This window comes from Ruegeria sp. AF2, from assembly GCF_056542025.1.
Window position 1 is genome coordinate 479,964 of record NZ_JBQFZC010000001.1, and the last position, 16,883, is coordinate 496,846.

16 protein-coding genes and 2 pseudogenes are annotated in these 16,883 nt (G+C 51.5%); 8 read left to right on the plus strand and 10 right to left on the minus strand.

Features of this window, described 5'->3' with window-relative positions; genetic code table 11:
• Positions 1 to 506 precede the first annotated feature (506 nt).
• From rfbF to ACR0NM_RS02370, 5 genes are read left to right on the plus strand one after another with little or no spacing between them, the layout of a single operon-like run.
• The gene (rfbF, locus tag ACR0NM_RS02350) at positions 507 to 1,271 is read left to right on the plus strand and encodes a glucose-1-phosphate cytidylyltransferase (RefSeq protein WP_170627351.1); all 765 of its coding nucleotides are present in this window, start codon (positions 507 to 509) and stop codon (positions 1,269 to 1,271) included.
• Positions 1,256 to 2,317, plus strand: a complete 1,062-nt coding sequence (rfbG, locus tag ACR0NM_RS02355; protein WP_480613048.1) for a CDP-glucose 4,6-dehydratase — start codon at positions 1,256 to 1,258, stop codon at positions 2,315 to 2,317. Before rfbF ends, rfbG begins: the two co-directional genes overlap by 16 nt.
• Positions 2,314 to 2,856: a dTDP-4-dehydrorhamnose 3,5-epimerase gene (rfbC, locus tag ACR0NM_RS02360; RefSeq protein WP_170399817.1), complete on the plus strand. Its 543-nt coding sequence runs from the start codon at positions 2,314 to 2,316 to the stop codon at positions 2,854 to 2,856. Before rfbG ends, rfbC begins: the two co-directional genes overlap by 4 nt.
• Positions 2,853 to 4,064 (plus strand): class I SAM-dependent methyltransferase, encoded by a 1,212-nt coding sequence (locus ACR0NM_RS02365; RefSeq protein ID WP_170399820.1) that lies wholly within the window; start codon positions 2,853 to 2,855, stop codon positions 4,062 to 4,064. Before rfbC ends, ACR0NM_RS02365 begins: the two co-directional genes overlap by 4 nt.
• Positions 4,061 to 5,164, plus strand: coding sequence for a DegT/DnrJ/EryC1/StrS family aminotransferase (locus tag ACR0NM_RS02370; protein WP_170627347.1), 1,104 nt, complete (start codon positions 4,061 to 4,063; stop codon positions 5,162 to 5,164). The genes ACR0NM_RS02365 and ACR0NM_RS02370 overlap by 4 nt, the downstream gene beginning before the upstream one ends.
• Here the strand turns inward: ACR0NM_RS02370 and ACR0NM_RS02375 are convergent.
• From ACR0NM_RS02375 to ACR0NM_RS02385, 3 genes are read right to left on the minus strand one after another with little or no spacing between them, the layout of a single operon-like run.
• Positions 5,161 to 5,847 carry a metallophosphoesterase family protein gene (locus ACR0NM_RS02375; RefSeq protein ID WP_170399826.1) on the minus strand — a complete coding sequence of 229 codons (687 nt, stop codon included), beginning with the start codon at positions 5,845 to 5,847 and terminating at the stop codon, positions 5,161 to 5,163. The two genes, ACR0NM_RS02370 and ACR0NM_RS02375, sit on opposite strands and share 4 nt — an antisense overlap.
• Positions 5,828 to 6,817, minus strand: a complete 990-nt coding sequence (locus ACR0NM_RS02380) for an ATP-grasp domain-containing protein (RefSeq protein ID WP_170399829.1) — start codon at positions 6,815 to 6,817, stop codon at positions 5,828 to 5,830. The genes ACR0NM_RS02375 and ACR0NM_RS02380 overlap by 20 nt, the downstream gene beginning before the upstream one ends.
• 24 nt (positions 6,818 to 6,841) lie before the next feature.
• Entirely contained in the window at positions 6,842 to 7,561 is a 720-nt protein-coding gene (locus ACR0NM_RS02385; protein WP_480613051.1) for a class I SAM-dependent methyltransferase, read from the minus strand.
• A gap of 549 nt (positions 7,562 to 8,110) precedes the next feature.
• Here ACR0NM_RS02385 and ACR0NM_RS02390 point away from each other — a divergent pair.
• Both ACR0NM_RS02390 and ACR0NM_RS02395 read left to right on the plus strand, forming a co-directional pair.
• Positions 8,111 to 8,863 (plus strand): cephalosporin hydroxylase family protein, encoded by a 753-nt coding sequence (locus ACR0NM_RS02390; protein ID WP_480437993.1) that lies wholly within the window; start codon positions 8,111 to 8,113, stop codon positions 8,861 to 8,863.
• Positions 8,860 to 9,582, plus strand: a complete 723-nt coding sequence (locus ACR0NM_RS02395; protein ID WP_480613053.1) for a WbqC family protein — start codon at positions 8,860 to 8,862, stop codon at positions 9,580 to 9,582. The genes ACR0NM_RS02390 and ACR0NM_RS02395 overlap by 4 nt, the downstream gene beginning before the upstream one ends.
• A 1,027-nt stretch (positions 9,583 to 10,609) precedes the next feature.
• Here the strand turns inward: ACR0NM_RS02395 and ACR0NM_RS02400 are convergent.
• Entirely contained in the window at positions 10,610 to 10,954 is a 345-nt protein-coding gene (locus ACR0NM_RS02400; RefSeq protein WP_170399850.1) for a hypothetical protein, read from the minus strand.
• 131 nt (positions 10,955 to 11,085) lie between these two features.
• A pseudogene (locus tag ACR0NM_RS02405) lies at positions 11,086 to 11,280 on the minus strand (hypothetical protein); the annotation flags it as partial.
• A 283-nt stretch (positions 11,281 to 11,563) separates the two neighbouring features.
• Between ACR0NM_RS02405 and ACR0NM_RS02410 the strand changes: the two are divergent.
• A pseudogene (locus tag ACR0NM_RS02410) lies at positions 11,564 to 12,269 on the plus strand (IS6 family transposase).
• 60 nt (positions 12,270 to 12,329) lie between these two features.
• Here ACR0NM_RS02410 and ACR0NM_RS02415 read toward each other — a convergent pair.
• From ACR0NM_RS02415 to ACR0NM_RS02435, 5 genes are all read right to left on the minus strand, one after another.
• Positions 12,330 to 12,845: a redoxin domain-containing protein gene (locus ACR0NM_RS02415; RefSeq protein ID WP_223117806.1), complete on the minus strand. Its 516-nt coding sequence runs from the start codon at positions 12,843 to 12,845 to the stop codon at positions 12,330 to 12,332.
• Between the two features lie 84 nt (positions 12,846 to 12,929).
• On the minus strand, positions 12,930 to 14,210 hold the full coding sequence (locus ACR0NM_RS02420; protein ID WP_170566058.1) for a TRAP transporter large permease: 1,281 nt from the start codon (positions 14,208 to 14,210) through the stop codon (positions 12,930 to 12,932).
• 9 nt (positions 14,211 to 14,219) lie between these two features.
• A complete protein-coding gene (locus ACR0NM_RS02425) occupies positions 14,220 to 14,747 on the minus strand; it encodes a TRAP transporter small permease (protein ID WP_170396119.1) in 528 nt (175 codons plus the stop codon).
• Positions 14,748 to 14,822: 75 nt separating this feature from the next.
• The gene (locus ACR0NM_RS02430; RefSeq protein WP_480613055.1) at positions 14,823 to 15,806 is read right to left on the minus strand and encodes a TRAP transporter substrate-binding protein; all 984 of its coding nucleotides are present in this window, start codon (positions 15,804 to 15,806) and stop codon (positions 14,823 to 14,825) included.
• 51 nt (positions 15,807 to 15,857) lie between these two features.
• Positions 15,858 to 16,643: an SDR family NAD(P)-dependent oxidoreductase gene (locus ACR0NM_RS02435; RefSeq protein ID WP_480613057.1), complete on the minus strand. Its 786-nt coding sequence runs from the start codon at positions 16,641 to 16,643 to the stop codon at positions 15,858 to 15,860.
• Between the last annotated feature and the right edge of the window lie 240 nt (positions 16,644 to 16,883).

Consider the following 16,883-nt stretch of genomic DNA (forward strand, 5'->3'; position numbering starts at 1 on the left):
GATATGCGGTCCAGCGCGGCTCATAACTTGATATTTTCGCATGTGTCCAACCCCAAAACACGATCGAAGTCAATCTGTGAAAATATAGGTGCTGGCAACTGAACTGGAATTATTCCATGCTAACCAGCTTCTGACTCTTGAATTTTTGGCTTGTTCGGGCGGGAGCAGCCTCACTTCGTTGCGCTCGATCAGATACGCTCAACCTCTGGGCTGACTACTCCGGTAGAATGGCGGCATGAGACAACATCTGCGAATAGATCGCAGTCCGCCGCAGACAACTTGGCAATACCCGAGTTCAATCAGGAACGCCAACTCAACTCACGACCGAACTTTGAGCTGACCCAAAGTGGCAGCTTTGATTCACATGGGTTTTCAAATTATGTAGCAAACTGAGACCAGCTCGACGCGTCTCACACCACTCTCCTTGCTAATCAAAGTTATCATGCTTAAAGGGAATTCAATTATCTGCGGCCTGTTGGTCGATTAGAACAGAGCGGAGCGATGATTTGAAAGCGGTAATTCTAGCGGGCGGGCTTGGAACTCGGATTAGTGAAGAATCTCACCTCCGCCCAAAACCCATGATTGAAATTGGTGGTTTGCCCATATTATGGCACATCATGAAAATCTATGGCGCCCATGGGATCACTGAATTTGTCATCTGCTGCGGCTACAAAGGCTATCTGATCAAAGAGTATTTCGCGAACTACTTTCTACATACATCCGATGTCACATTTGATCTAAAAGACAATAAGATGAAGGTGCACAATCGATACTCGGAGCCTTGGCAGGTTACATTGGTCGACACCGGTCAGCTAACCCAAACCGGTGGCCGCCTAAAGCGTGTGAAGGAGCATCTGACCGACACGTTTTGTCTTACATACGGCGACGGTGTGACGGACCTTGATATTACCAAGCTTTTGGCCTTTCACAAAAGAACTGGCAGCCGTGCGACCGTTACCGCCTTGCAACCAGCAGCGCGGTTCGGAGCCTTGGAGATCGAGGGTGATTTTGTGACCCGGTTTAACGAGAAACCCGATGGAGATGGCTTCTGGGTTAACGGCGGTTTTTTTGTCTGTGAGCCTGAGGTGATTGACTACATCGACGGAGACGAAACGATTTGGGAACGCGCTCCATTGGAAACTCTGGCAACTGAGCGACAGCTTTCAGTGTTCAAGCATTCGGGTTTCTGGGCTCCGATGGATACGATGCGGGATCGTGATTACCTTGAAGAGCTTTGGAAATCCGGCGATGCACCATGGAAAACTTGGTGATGAATGCGTTCTGGAAAGACAAACGCGTTCTGATTACCGGACATACCGGGTTCAAAGGTGCATGGCTTGCGCTGTGGTTGACGCAACTCGGTGCCAAAGTCACTGGCATAGCACTGGCACCTGAAAGTCCCTTTTTTTCCTCTCTGAAACTAGAAGATACCATCAGGCACATTATCGGTGACATTCGAGATTCGTCTGTCGTGACAAACGCCGTAACAGCGTCAGACCCCGAAATTGTTTTTCACATGGCAGCACAATCTTTGGTTTTACGTGGATACGAAACCCCGATTGAGACCTGGTCCACCAATGTGATGGGGACGCTCAATCTTATGGAGGCGCTGCGTGATCTGACCGGTCCACGCGCCGTGGTTATGGTAACTACAGACAAAGTGTATGCCAACGACGAACAAGCGCGGCCATTTCGCGAAACTGATCCCCTAGGTGGTCATGATCCATATAGTTCCAGCAAAGCCGCGATGGAAATTGGCGTCGATAGCTGGAGAAAATCTTTTTTTGCAAAGACAGAGATCCGTATGGCTTCGGCGCGCGCAGGCAACGTTATTGGCGGTGGCGACTGGGCCGAGAACCGCATCGTGCCCGATATTGCACGTGCCCTGGCGGCCGACATTCCAGTCAAAGTGCGCAACCCGAATTCCGTTCGACCATGGCAACACGTCCTGGAGCCTCTGCGAGGGTATTTGATACTCGCGGAAAAGCTGTTTACGTCGGCAGATCCCGATCTCCAAAGTGCGTTCAATTTTGGTCCACCATCTGAGGGGGTAAGAACCGTAAAGGACGTTGTTACAACGGCACTCTCCATGTGGCCGGGCGCATGGGAAGATACTTCTCGGAAATCCAATTCTGCCCACGAAGCTCAGATTCTCCGGCTTGCCACTGACAAGGCAGAGGCACTGCTGGGTCATTTCGCCTGTTGGTCTTTCGAAGACGGCATCCGCGCTACAATACAGTGGTACCAGTCTGTTGCGGAGGGCCAGTGCCCTCGTGCGGTCTCACTTAAACAGTTGCAATATTATGGTGAATCTTGAAGCTTATCCCTCAAGATATTGATGGGCTTTACGAAGTCCAGTTGGCGCGCCAGTCCGATGCCCGCGGTGCTTTTGCTCGTACATTCTGTGCTGACGTTTTTGCGCAAGCCGGTCTGCTGACCAATTGGGTGCAAATGAATATGTCGCAAACCAAGGGGCAAGGTACTTTGCGCGGTCTGCATTTTCAGCGTGCGCCGATGGCTGAGGCAAAGCTTATACGTGCAACCGAAGGAAAGGTATTCGATCTGGCGCTTGACCTGCGCGAAGGCTCTCCAACCTTTGGTCAAAGCAGAGCAATCACATTATGCGCTGAGGCTGGGAACGCAATCTACATTCCTGAGGGCTGCGCTCATGGTTTCCAGACATTGACCGAGACTGCGACGCTACACTATTGCCACACTGCTCCGTACACACCGGAACTTGAGGGTGGTGTGCGTGCGACAGACCCCGATCTGGGCATTGATTGGCCCTTACCTATCACGCTTATGTCGGAAAGAGATCAAAACTTGCCTGCCCTGCTGGATGTTCGCCCCTTATGACCAATACCTGCCGACATTGTCTGTCTTCACGCACTATGGCGTTTCTTGATTTGGGATATGCACCCCCGTCAAACGATTATCTAAGTGCGGAAGCGCTTTCTCGTCCCGAACTGACCTATCCGCTGCGGCTTTTCGTGTGCAAGGAGTGCCGCCTTGTACAAACGGAAGACTTCTCGTCGGGCGAGGCGCTATTCACCGAAGAATACGCTTATTTTTCTTCCACCTCGACCTCTTGGCTTGCCCATGCCAAAGCCTATTGCGACACGGTTATCGAACGATTTGCTCTAGATGCGGATTCTCATGTGATCGAGGTTGCATCCAACGACGGTTATCTGCTGCGCAATTTTCGGAAGGCAGGGATCCCCTGCCTAGGTATTGAACCCACACATTCCACCGCCTCCGCAGCGACGGCAATCGGGATCAATGTTGTAGAGGAGTTCTTCGGGGAAGGGTTGGCTAAGGGGCTGGCCAAATCTGATCTTGTCATAGGTAACAATGTCTTTGCCCATGTACCCGACATTAACTGTTTCTCGCGAGGGCTGGCGGTTTGCCTAAAACCTCAGGGCGTGGTCACACTCGAGTTTCCGCATTTGTTGAACCTGGTGACGCAAAACCAGTTCGATACCGTGTATCACGAACATTTCTCCTACATTTCTCTTCTTTCAGCCGAGCGTATTCTGGCGGCGGCAGGTTTGCGGGTGTTCGATGTTGAACAACTAACAACTCATGGCGGCAGCTTGCGTCTCTTTGCCTGTCTTGAAGGAGCCAGACATGCGCAAACCGACGCCGTGAAGGCCATGCGTGATCTCGAAGCATCTCACGGAATGAATGACGATGACTTCTACACAGGTTTCCAACTCAAAGCGGAAAAGGTCAAAGACGATTTCTTGCGGTTCGTGCTGGATGCTAAGGCGGAGGGAAAGTCGGTAGCAGGATACGGCGCAGCCGCGAAAGGCAACACGCTTATGAACTTCGCAGGCGTTGGTCCAGACGCCATTGAATTCGTATGTGATGCTGCAGAATTTAAGATCGGCAAATACCTACCGGGCAGTCATATCCCCATTCTGGCGCCAGACGAGCTACAGAACCGACGTCCAGACTACCTGGTGATATTCCCATGGAACCTGAAAACCGAGATTATGCAATCACTTGATTGGCTTGTAGATACCCGTTTTGTAACTGCTGTGCCAGAACTGCAAATCCTATGACCGACCGCATCGTCTATACCCGACCCTCTATCACCGATCTCGAGGTTAGTTATGCCACAGATGCCGCCCGCACTGGTTGGGGGCCGAAATGTTATGACTACATTCATCGCTTCGAGGCGACCTTCGCAGAGTATGTCGGAACAAAACATGCTATTTCGACTTCCAGTTGCACGGGCGCGATGGAGATGGGTCTGGCTGCGCTAGGTATCGGTCCGGGCGATGAGGTCATCCTTGCCGACACAAATTGGATCGCTACGGTTGCTCCCGTCGTGCATTTGGGCGCAACACCGATTTTCGTTGATATCTTGCCAGACAGTTGGTGTATTGATCCTGATCAGGTCCGCGCGGCGATTACATCGAAAACCAAGGCCATCATAGCCACACATCTCTACGGTAATCTCTGTGAGATGGACACACTGTTGAGCATCGCAGATGAATGTGGAGTGGTGCTTATCGAAGACGCGGCCGAAGCGTTGGGTGCGCGATATCGCGCCATACATACAGGCGCGATGGGAAAGTTCGGGACCTTCTCTTTTCATGGTACGAAAACGTTGACCACCGGCGAAGGCGGGATGCTGGTGACCGATGACGATGCTTTGGCGGATCGCATTCTGACGCTGTCCAATCACGGACGTGACAAGGCGCAGAAAAAACAATTCTGGGCTGATACGGTCGGCTACAAATTCAAGATGTCAAACATTCAAGCTGCAATAGGAATGGGGCAGATTGAGCGCATTGAGGAACTGACGAACCGCAAAGCGGAGATACTAGCGGCCTACAAAGAGCGGCTGTCGCATCTAGGGCTATCGATGAACCCTGAGCCTCCTCACGTTCGGAATGGCGCGTGGATGCCCACTGTTGTTTTTGACAAGGCACTTGGCGTCTCCCGTGAGAGGGCCTTGGCAGCATTCGAGGCAGCAAACATTGATGCGCGTGTATTTTTCTACCCGCTTTCCAGCCAGCCTATGTTCGTAGAAGCGCCTACCCCGCATGCCCATGATATTTGCGAGCGGGCACTGAACCTGCCCAGTTTTCACGACATGACAGACGGGGACATTGATCGAGTCTGTCGGGTAATCGAGACCTTGGCCTCTCCTTAGGCTTTCACAATCTCGTCAATACGCCCGTTGATCTGGGCGCCTTTGGCAAGTCCGCGATACATGAACTCTTCGTACCCGCGCTCTTTCATCGCGCGTATCGTGCGGTCGATGTCATAAACGACTCTGTGCAGGGCAATCTGGCCATCTGATAAGATTGCGTAAGCTGCACGTGGGTCTCCATCGCGCGGCTGTCCGACCGAGCCCGGATTGCAAAAGACGTGCGTACCGAAGTCTAGAATGCATTGCACATGGGTATGACCCGCAAAGAGCCGTGTTACGCCTTTGGGAAACGTATCGATCCCCACTTTATAGAGGTATTCATCGACATGATCCTGCGGTCCTCCGTGTACAAACAATGTTGTGCCATCCTGGATGCTGTCCATTGATCGGCTTAACCATGCCACGCTGTCCGAACTTAGCTCTGTCTGATGTTTGTCTATGATACCCGCGACGACCTTAGAGCGTTCGCAATTCTGTCCCGACGTAACGTAGCTGTCGTGATTGCCCAGTATATTGCGCACCCCTTCTGCCTTGAGCAGTTGTACGCATTCTTCCGGCTGACCATTATACCCAATAACGTCGCCAAGGCACACAAACTCTGTCACCCCTTTGGACTTCGCGTCAGCCAAAACCGCCTCAAGCGCGGCCAGATTGGCATGAATATCAGAGATCAGGCCCAGCATAACGTATCCGATCTGCGTTGTGACGCTGCGCAATCCCTTCACGCAAGACAGGTTGCGCAGGCCGTCGTCGGTTCAGGTAAAAGTCAACACACATCTCAGCTTCGTTGAACCCGAAAGCGGTTCGCAAGGAACAACTACTTGAAAACCGAGGGTTGATTTCAAGAAGATAGGCATCCTCACCTTCCAAACGGAATTGTAAGTTGGTTGGACCCAGCGGCTTGTAGTAGCGCATGATTGTATCAGTTGCTTTGGATACGGCTTCATGAGTGACGGTCTTTGCCTCGCCAGTGTTACCGGCACGTGTCAATCGGCGCTGAAAGATCAGTGGGCCAATGTAATCGCCGTCGCCAAAGCCAAATGTACCGACAGTATATTCATCGTCGTCCGTACCAACAATCCGTTGCACAAGAAATTCGCCCGAGGTTTTTCCGCTCCAATAATCAAAATCTACTTCGTCATGAAGAAGTACAATGCCAACGGAGCCTTCCCCAGTGCTGGGTTTCAAAAGAAATGGCGGTTTCCCCAGCGCCGCGCAGGCCGCTTCCCAAGTGCCACCTCCTGTAATCGACGGGATGACTGGCAACCCCAACTGCGCATAGTCGGCTGCAAAATCCGACTTGTTTTCAGTCAACGCGATAAGATGCGATGTGTTTAGGGCCAACGCTACCCCGAGGTCTTCGAAAAAACTTCGGTGGGCGTCTAGAAACGCCATGTCGATGCTGATACCTGGAATAATCAGTTCAATTCCGTGATCCTGCACCAAATCTTTCCAGAACGTCAGATACGCATCTGAGCTTTCGTCTAGCTTGGGTTTCAGCAGAGTTTCATCGCACAGCTCTGCGCCGAATAGCGACATGCGCCGGTCAAGTCCAATTAACCACGACCGCCCGTCATCCCGCAGACTGCTGGCGATGCCCTGGCCTATGAGCGCTCCTACGCCGGTGACCAGAATACGTCGGCGCTCGTTCACAACTCAGGCCCCGCACAAACAGCTCTAGTCATGAGACACTTCTACAAGAAGACCAACACAAAGATCTGGAAAGTCAACGCCAACAGCCATCATCGCGCGCATGTTCTCTTCAAAGTTATCTAGCGTTCTGAGAACACCCAATGGAAGAGGCTTCAGGTAAAGCCCTTCCTCATGCGTTACTCTGTACCCGGCCAGCTCGATGGCGCTTCGCAATGTATCGCGGCAAAAATTGCGTTGATGTCCGAGCATTAAATCCGTTTCGTTCAGATCATAAATGTCCTCGATCATCCCCATCTCAAGCCCGAGGCGCCGGTTTAACGATTTTGCATTCGGTACAGCAATCCAAATGCGACCGTTGGGAGCTAGAAACTTTTTGTACCGGCTTAGAATGGCGACTGGATCATCCACATGCTCGAGCACGAATCCCATGACAATCAGATCGAAGGTGTCGGTAGGTGTGTAAGTTTCGAAGTACCCCGCCTCCAATGATCCAGTATACCAAGGGTTCTTGGACTGAAAATTCTCGATGACCTTTTGAGAGCCTTCAACGACGACGTGCTGGTCACTCATCCCGAAAAAGAAGGGAACTGTGTAACCATGCCCCAACCCAAGCTCTAGCAAACGCCCGACATGTCCTGTGCGCTCAAACACCCTTTCGGGATACCACCGCATCATGAGATCATTCTCAATCTCGACACTAGGTGGCTGCAAATACTTTGAGGCGACGTCGTCTAGGTTTTCCATCAGATAGTCAGCCCTTCTGAATACATGTCATGACAGGGAGAGGGAATTCCGGTCTGCGTCGGATAGGGTCGCAGCCATGTCAAAACCCCTCATACCACAGGACTTCGTTTTTCATAACGTCCCGAGACCGTCAATACCAGACCGACGACCCCTATAGACTGCGAGTTAACGAGTCCTTTTAGAGTAGGACGTTTAAAGCTGGGGAAATTCGAGTTGGTTGAACTGATCAAGGGCCAATTCATAAGAGACACCGAGGCGGCTATGATGTAACGATAGCTAAATGGCCCCAGTTTTAGCTAGAACGTTCTAAGAATTCGGCACACTTATTCAAAGTGGGACACTCTATTGTTCTAACAGAGACCTTAGAGTTATTGATTCTGGCAACTAGCGAAAAGAGTGTTCGGATTGTTCAAAAGCGTGTCAGACCTTCGCGAATGTTCGCGACAAAAGTTCTTACTCACACAATGGATGGTGACACGACCTGTAACAAAGCTTAGATGAGAGCTCCAGAGCGTGGCAAATCACCAATAAAAATGCTGAAGGCAAATCATGACGTCAAAAGACGACCGCAAAGAGTTTGAAGCTCACAAGGAAAAGCAATGCTTGGCGCTTGGGCAAGACGAGCATGTTTTTCAAAGTTCAATTGCACATATGTTACAACTTGACCCTTATGACTACTCCTATCTGTGGAGCTGGATGGGAGCACCCATTATTCAGATGCCTGCAGATGTGATGGCGACACAGGAAGTGATCTGGAACACGAAACCCGATGTCATTATCGAAACCGGCGTGGCACGCGGTGGCTCGGTGCTGTTTATGGCCTCACTATTGCAGTTGATTGGCAACGGCACCGTGATCGGAGTCGACATAGATATCCGCGCTCACAACCGCGACACGATCAACAAACACCCTATGTCGAAACGAGTCACTCTAATTGAGGGGCCGTCGACCAGCGAGGATACGCTGGCCGCCGTGCGTGCCGAGATCCCAGAAGGCGCCAAAGTCATGGTAGTTCTAGACAGCGACCACAGCCGCGATCATGTTCTGGCCGAGTGCCGTGCATACGGTCCGTTGGTTACACCTGGCTGCTACATGGTCGTTGCGGATACGATGATCGGGTATGTCGGCCAGAAGGACAGCCCACAAAACCGTTCCAAATCGTGGTTTGCCGGGAACGAGCCGCTATCAGCGCTTAATGACTATATGTCAGAAGCAGACCTATTCGAAGTTGATCCGGTGTTGAACGGCAAGCTTGTGCTGTCCTCTTCGCCCGGTGGGTATATTCGACGGAAATTTGCATGACTACTGTCGTCATTTCGCAACCTATGTATTTTCCGTGGCCAGGTTTTTTGGCCCAACTCGCTTTAGCTGATGTAGTCGTTTGGCTGGTAGATGCGCAGTTTTCTAGACGCTCGTTTACTAACCGCGTACAGATTAGATCGCCTTCTGGCAGCGCCTGGCTTAGCATACCAGTAAAGCATACTAAAAACAGGACAGATATCGTTGACATCGTTGCTGCTGAACCAAATTGGCTAGATTTACACATCGATAAACTCAAGAAATCGCTTAGCGGGACGCCTTACCTAGACTCCGCACTAGCACCAGTTCTACACCTGAATCAGCATGACGGCCTTTGCGACGCGATTGTCGCCAGCAGTAAAGGACTAGCATCACAGTTTGGCATAAATCCGAGCGAGTATCACCTTAGCACCGATCTAAATGTCACAGAAACAGGCTCGAACAGGATACTGCAAATCGTCCAAGAATTGGGCGGAACGCGCTATGTCACCGGGCATGGCGCACGCAACTATCTGGAACACAAGGAGTTTGAATTGGCAGGGATCAACGTCGAATACATGGAATATGATGTCAGGCCGTGGGGGCGTGTTGAAGATGATTTTTCGCCGTTCGTGACCGGGCTTGACCTGTTAGCACATGTAGGCCCTGCTCAAGCTGCATCTTATCTAAACCCGCGCACACGCCACTGGAAAGAATTTCTTCAGAACCACCAACAGACATAGGCTTCCTAATATGGAATCGTTTCCGGTTTGGAACAGGATCGCATCATAGCGTTGACGGCTCGGAGTGTTCTATCTGTACCCCCAACTGTCCGGGGCAGAGGAGGTGATAGCCAAAGGATTGACGCCGCCCGAAGTGAGCTCCCACGCCCAATCTTACTGTGCCGTTAACTATTGGGCGCTAACTTGAATAATTTAAGAAAATCAGTGCCTTATTGTGGGCCTTAGTTCTGGTCTATATCATTAGCTTCCGGTGTCTGACGTCAGTACCATTGGGACAGTATTGGTCGATTTGATAAGAGTAGATTTCTGGCTCATCGTAGCTGCCAAGGAGTGGAGATGAGAAAGAACCCCTAAAACAAGCAGAGTCACGGTGAGAAGCCAGCAAAGGACATTTGGCGTTCGACCCGTAAACAGTATTCCGCACAAGAAAAGATCCAGATTTTACTGGACGGCCAAATAGGCGAGGAAAGTATTGCAGAGCTGTGCCGTCATGAGGGCACCGCGCAAAGCCCGTCCTGGGCGGACGCCTGTAGGCGCACCACCCTTTCGAACTATATTGCACTTGCTACCCCCCAACCCTCGCCGGGAGCAGGTTTTAGAGACGAGCACCCTGAAGGGCTTCGCCCAAAACCAGTTGTTAAAGGGAAATATGTACGACGTAACCACTTGGCAGAAGGCATGGCTGTGCGGCGTAATGGAAAATTTCTATCGCAAAAGGCAAAACTATTTGTCGCACATAGGGAGTAAGTGGCGGACCAAGGGGGAACAACCCTATTTGAGTAACCATTTTTCATGCAAAAAAATAACTGCCACAATATGTACCAAGAGGTGGACAAGAATCGGTGGCGTGATCGGTCTACCATTCAGGACTTCGGGCGTTGTGCGGCCTGCCGTGTGCCCAGTTCAAAATGCAGCTTGATGCATGGATCAATCCGAATTGGTAGATTCACTTTCAAGACTTTGGTTTCAGTAGGGCAACCTGGGCTCTACAACGCTATAGATTCTAACGCGCGAGCACAGATATTCGCTATAACCAAGCGAATGAATCTTCGCTCAGATCCATAAATGCCAGATCCTCAACTAAGACTTTGGCACCACTTAAATTAAGCAGCACCCCGTCATCCAGATCCCGGTACTTAATGTCAGAGATATTGTCTGCAAATAGACCTGAGCCAATCCCAATCTGATCAATCCCAACTTCAAAATCAGTCATGATGTTGAAGCCATCAAAAAAGTGAAACTCAAGAAGGTCAGCTTCCTCTCCACTAATATGAACACCGCGGCCTGGTCCGCCTCTCAGGATATCGGCGCTTTCCCCACCATCCAATTTGTCTCTTCCGAAGCCATCCTCCAGGATGTCAGCTTCATCCAAGCCATTGATATGGTCTCGTCTCCGACTTCCCGAAAGCGATACGCTGTCATCCAGTATGTTTACAGAAATGAAGGCCGTGGCTTCGGAAGTTCTACCGAACGTGTCTACAAGTTCATACGTGAATGTCTGGACTATCTCGTCACCGGGGGCGACCAAATCAAGACATCTGAATCTGCTTCATATGTAAACGATCCATCATTATTCAGGTTTGGTAGCCTCTCTTCCGGACCTGAAAGCAGGGATACGGTTAGTCCTCCGCCTGTGTACCAGTTGTCGTTGGCTAGGATGTTTCCAGCGATGACATCGTCTTCGTCAATGTGAAAAACATCGTCTTGTGCATTTTGGTGGAAATGAAGCTGCTATGGCCGTCGCCTCATCGAGATCTTTCACCGTAGATTCCGAACCGGAATAATCGCCCCCTAGAACGATGGTTGTATCGGCAAATCCATCATTGTCTGTGTCTATGCCCAAAATTGCGGACCCCAAATAAACACTCAAATCACTTCGATCAAAACTGACACCATTCAATATAAAGACGTCATCAATCCCAAAGGTCTCGTCGGTAGACCTTGCCTTGAGGCGGGCAGGGGGCTTTCTCAGCATTTACCCATGACCAGACCTGCCTCTTTCAAATACTTTAAAACCAGTCCAGAGATCATCTGCCTTTCGGTCATGCTGTACAACCGTTTCTCGCTTTCGTTTCGGAATGTCGAAGATCTGCTGCACGAGCGAGGTATCGATGTCAGCCACGAAACTGTCCGCTATTGGTGGAACAGGTTTGGCCCGATGTTTGCCTCTGAGATCCGAAGAAAGCGGGTGCAACAACTGCGCGCATTCTCGAAATGGAAGTGGCATGTGGATGAGGTTTTGTGAAGGTTAATGGCAAGAAGCATTACCTCTGGCGGGTCGTAGATCATGAGGGCAAGGTGCTGGGAGCCGTTGTCACCAAACGCCGAAACAAAGTTGCAGCGCTGAAATTCCTCAAGACATTGATGGAGCGACACGGTAAAGCGGAAAACGTTGTCACAGATCGCTTCGCCTCATATAGAACCGCTTTCAGAGAGCTTGGTACTGACAAAAAACAGAAAACGGGCTGGTGGCTCAGCAACTGCGTCGAGAATTCGCACCTGCCTTTCCGACGACGCGAACGCGCCATGCAACGTTTCAGGCGGATGCGAAGTTTGCAGAAGCTCGCCGCCGTCAACTCCTCTGTCTACAACCACTTCAACGAGAAAGAGCGCTTGCCAGACGAGGCACCTTCAAGCTGATACTCACCGCCGCTCTCGCCGAGTGGCGGGGTCTTTGTGACGAATGAAGGACAGCTATACTGGCCTAGCTGAGACTGGTTCGAATTCGCCTGACTGCACCGTTGCAGTTAAAAAACTGTTCCCCGGGTCGGTCGGTTGTTTTCGATATTGAACTTCATTCCGTCTAGCAATTCTTCAAGATCCGGGCGCGCAGCAGGGCCATTCGAAATGTCGACCAACATCAAACTGCCATCTGGTCGAATTCCGAATGCGCCGGGCTCTGCAAACAATGTGGTTGTCTCAGCCTCCGAAAGAGGGTCCGACACGTAGAGTCCAAGTGATCGCATCTGCGTTTCGGTCAATCCAAAGCCCAAGTTAAATGTCCAACCGAACTCTTCCTTGTCGGCCAAAGCCTTTTCTTTAGAGTCAGCAGAAACGACCACTACATCCATGACGCTGCTCCAATCAGCCAGCATGGCGTTCAATTTGTTGAGAAATCGCTTGCATCTGGGACAGTGACGCCCGCGATAGACGAAAAGCATCGTCCATCGATCTTTGGGCCGACCAATCTCTATTTCGCCACCGCAGACATCAAAAACACTGATGTGCTCGACGGGAGCATTCACTTTGGGTTTTTGCGACATGTCAGTTTCCTTTTTTCATTAAGAGAGAAACTCGAACGCAAGCTTAGCTTCAAGTGTCTGCCTTTAAACTTGAATTTACTTTATTCACCCAACCAAGCTTGGCAGTGTTAGTGAAATCGCGGGTACAAAAGTGATAAGCATTAATGCGAAGAGAATTGCCAAGTAGAAGGGCCATATTGTTCGTACGGCTTTCTCCATTGGCAATTTACCCACGGCGCAACCGACAAACAGGCACGATCCGACCGGTGGTGTGCACAATCCTAATCCCAAATTCACGAGCAAGATCATCCCGAATTGCAGCGGATCAATCCCAAGGCTGTTGGCAACGGGTAGAAAAATGGGTGTGCAGATCAGAATAAGCGCTGCCATATCCATAATCATTCCAAGCAACAACAAAACCGCATTTACCATCAGCAAGATGAGTATAGGATTTTCTGTCAACCCAGTAAGCAGATCTACGGTTCTGTCCGGAACTCTGTAAAAGGTCAGCATGTAGGCAAACGCACCAGCGCATGCGATTAATATCATTACCATCGCCGTCGTGCGCACAGCAGAAGCGACAGCAATACAAAAGTTTTCCCACGTTATGCTTCTGTAGACGATCAGTGTGACCACGAATGCATATATGGCCCCAAACGCTCCGGACTCCGTAACGGTGAAAATACCCGACAACACACCGCCGACGATAATCACAGCCGTCAAAAGCCCTGGAATAGCACTGAAGAAGCTCACCACGAGCGCTTGCCAACCCGGGAAGGTTTCAGCTTGATAACCTCTGCGCACCGCTACAAGGTACGCCGCCACAGCAAGGCAAAGGCACATCAAAACTCCTGGAATAACGCCTGCAAGAAATAGCTTCGAGATCGATATTCCACCCCCGGCTGCGATCGCGAAAATGATCATATTGTGACTGGGTGGAATAATTATTCCGGCAATCGAGGACGTGACGGTCACGTTTACGGCGTAATCTGCATCGTAACCTTTCTCTTTCATCACAGGAACCAAGATAGACCCCAGTGCGGAAATGTCTGCGATGGCCGACCCTGAAATCCCCCCAAAAAGCATCGAAGAAAACACGTTCACAATTCCCAAGCCGCCGCGCACGGCCCCGACAGCGGCTGAAGCAAACCTGACGAGACGCATGGCTATCCCGCCGTGGAACATCAGCTCACCTGCAAAAATGAAGAACGGGATCGCCATCAACGAGAATACATTGATCCCGGAGACGATCCGCTGAAATCCGATCATCAAGGGTAAGCCTTCGAACCAAAATGCCGAAATGGCCGCTATTCCAAGCGCGAATGCTACAGGCGTTCCGATCAGAACGCAGAGGGCGAACACGCCAAGCAACAGAAGTATTCCCATCATTCGCCTCTATTCGATGCTGTCATTGCGCTCGTCAAAACCGACATAGAGGCGGATTAGATGACCAACGGAAAAGAGCAATATGAGGCCTCCGCCAATTGTGAGAGGCAATGAACGCAAGCCTTCGGGGACTTGAATCAATGGGATTAGCGATCCCCACTTAAAGATCGTAAGTCGAGCTCCGAACCACAGCATCAAGGCGCCGAACCCAGACATAAGCACGTCTGTGCAGATAACCAAAATGGTCCTCACACGTGGAGGAACTGCGGAACGCACGAGAGACACGGACAAGTGCGTGTTATCGTGTACACCTACAGCCGCCCCGAGAAACGCTATTGTCATGACGAGTAGCAAGGCGACCTGCTCGACCCAGGTCGGCGTCGCATTCAGGACATAGCGACCAAATACAAGCCATCCGAATATGACCGTGATGACAACCAGTGCGACACCAGTCAAAACCCGGCAAATATCGGCGATCCAATCCAGGATCTGGATCATCTTGCGCACTGGTGCCGGGGGCAGGGAAGTATAACTCATTGGCTCACAACTCTTGATCAGGCGTCCGGACCCGCATGTGCGGGACCGGACAATATCAGACCCAATGTAGCTAAATCAGTCCGTCGCCTGGATAGTCTCGACAAGCGGGCGTAAATCGGGGTTCGTAGTAAAGTAGGCTTCGTAAACCGGGCCCATAGCCGCTTGAAACGGGGCTTTGTCGGCCACTTCATTCACGACCACACCAGCTTCTTCGACGGCTGTACGGCTGGCTGCTTCGCGCTCGGCCCACAATTGCCGCTGAAGTTTTGCAGATTCCTGAGCTGCCTCTCGAACCGCGGCCTGCATCTCAGGTGACAGTGCGTTGAACGTGTCGGTATTAATGCAGATACATTCGGGTATTATCAGGTGCTGAGACAGCGAATAGAAACCTGCAACTTCGAAGTGGCCAGTTGACTCGTATGATGGCCAGTTGTTTTCGGCACCATCGACGACACCGGTTTTCAGCGCCTGATAAACTTCGGCAAACGCCATTGGCGATGGGTTGCCACCAAGCTCAGAAATCATGCCTGTAAAGAGGTCATTATTCATGACCCGAACTTTCATTCCCTCAACATCGGCAGGTGCGTTGATTGCCTTTGTTCCGTTGTAGAAGGAGCGAGCGCCAGCGTCATACCACGCAAGAGGTGTCAAGCCTTTGGCTGCCATGCCCGCCGCAATTGCCTCGCCACCCTCACTGTCCAAGACGCGGAACATGTGCGGGACGTCTTTGAATATAAAGGGCAACGATACAACATTGGCCTCGGCGACAATCGGGCCAATTGGGCCCAGGTTAAAGTTGCCGACTTCCAATGCGCCTGCGCGGACCTGTTCAACCGCGTCGGGCTGACTGCCCAGCGTGCCCCCATGGAACATTTGAAGGCTGATTTCACCGCCAGTTTTTTCCGTAACGAGTTCTGCGAATTTGTCCATCGCGATGGTGTTTGGGTAACCATCCACGTGGATATTCCACCCGCGCCAATCCTCTGCGAAGGATGCGCTCCCGGTAATTGCGACCACGGTCGCGGCACTCATCAGCGTTTTAGTCAGTTTGATATTCATATTTTCCTCCCTAGAAAACAGACAGTTGACTCGATGCCCGGCGAAGGCCGGTTATGAGAAGAGCAGGCCTCCGTTGATGTCGATGTTCGCGCCCGTAATGAAAGCAGCGGCGTCTGAGGCCAGATAGGCGACCAGATTGGCGACATCCTCAGATGTGCCTTCGCGTTTAAGCGGCGTGGCGCCGACCACGTTGGTCCGCACTTCGCTTTTTGTGAAGACATTGTGAAAATCGGTGTCGATCATGCCCGGGCAAACCGAATTTACCCGGATGTCCGGCCCCAGTTCTTTGGCCAATCCACGCGTCATCGTCATGACCGCACCCTTCGAGGCCGCATAGGCGACCGCGCCTGGGCCACCCCCGTCACGCCCCGCCTGACTCGCAAACCCGACGATCGCGCCGCCTTTTTTCATATGCGGCAACACGGCCTGAACAGTGCGAGCAAAAGAAGTGGTGTTCAGGTCCATGACATGGCACCAATGTTCCATATCCATCTCAGACAGGGTCTTCCGGGCCAGCAATCCGCCGGTCACGTGGGCAAGAATGTCGATCCGAGGTCCGAATGTCGCAATAGTCTCCGAGATCAGCCTTTCCACATCCGCACCGGAGGTCATGTCGCCCTGTATGGCAATCGCCTTACCTCCGGCAGCCGTTATTTCCTGAACCGCCGATTCCGCACCCGAAGATGAGCTGTGATAGTTGATCGCGATCGACGCTCCAGCCTTGGCCAGTTTCATGACGCAGGCGCGGCCAATGTCCCGTCCGCCGCCGGTTACGATCGCAACCTTCCCTGCCAGTTCCAAGTAAGGGCCAATCTGTTCAGCGTTCAATTCGGTCATTTTCCTGTCCCTTTGGGTCCCCGGTCATCCAGTCAGTGCGCCCGTTTTGGTCTTTGAGCCTTAACGAGCATTCAGCAGTGTTGCCTATTGTAGTCGACTAGGATACTAGTATTGTCAACAATTTTGTTTGGGATCCTCAAAAAGCATCGCACGGCGCGTGCCAATAGGATTGGTTGGAGATACATTGAGGAATATCGGAGGGAGGGGCCTAGTGGCCCAGAATGCCGCCGGTGTTGGTCA

What these genes read in the sequence shown, in the direction of transcription:
- rfbG (WP_480613048.1), top strand. Translation starts at nt 1,256, where the DNA reads ATGGAAAACTTGGTGATGAATGCGTTCTGGAAAGACAAACGCGTTCTG.
- ACR0NM_RS02430 (WP_480613055.1), bottom strand. Translation starts at nt 15,806, where the DNA reads ATGAATATCAAACTGACTAAAACGCTGATGAGTGCCGCGACCGTGGTC.
- ACR0NM_RS02415 (WP_223117806.1), bottom strand. Translation starts at nt 12,845, where the DNA reads ATGTCGCAAAAACCCAAAGTGAATGCTCCCGTCGAGCACATCAGTGTT.
- ACR0NM_RS02365 (WP_170399820.1), top strand. Translation starts at nt 2,853, where the DNA reads ATGACCAATACCTGCCGACATTGTCTGTCTTCACGCACTATGGCGTTT.
- ACR0NM_RS02420 (WP_170566058.1), bottom strand. Translation starts at nt 14,210, where the DNA reads ATGGGAATACTTCTGTTGCTTGGCGTGTTCGCCCTCTGCGTTCTGATC.
- ACR0NM_RS02435 (WP_480613057.1), bottom strand. Translation starts at nt 16,643, where the DNA reads ATGACCGAATTGAACGCTGAACAGATTGGCCCTTACTTGGAACTGGCA.
- ACR0NM_RS02390 (WP_480437993.1), top strand. Translation starts at nt 8,111, where the DNA reads ATGACGTCAAAAGACGACCGCAAAGAGTTTGAAGCTCACAAGGAAAAG.
- ACR0NM_RS02370 (WP_170627347.1), top strand. Translation starts at nt 4,061, where the DNA reads ATGACCGACCGCATCGTCTATACCCGACCCTCTATCACCGATCTCGAG.
- ACR0NM_RS02385 (WP_480613051.1), bottom strand. Translation starts at nt 7,561, where the DNA reads ATGGAAAACCTAGACGACGTCGCCTCAAAGTATTTGCAGCCACCTAGT.
- ACR0NM_RS02375 (WP_170399826.1), bottom strand. Translation starts at nt 5,847, where the DNA reads ATGCTGGGCCTGATCTCTGATATTCATGCCAATCTGGCCGCGCTTGAG.
- ACR0NM_RS02395 (WP_480613053.1), top strand. Translation starts at nt 8,860, where the DNA reads ATGACTACTGTCGTCATTTCGCAACCTATGTATTTTCCGTGGCCAGGT.
- ACR0NM_RS02425 (WP_170396119.1), bottom strand. Translation starts at nt 14,747, where the DNA reads ATGAGTTATACTTCCCTGCCCCCGGCACCAGTGCGCAAGATGATCCAG.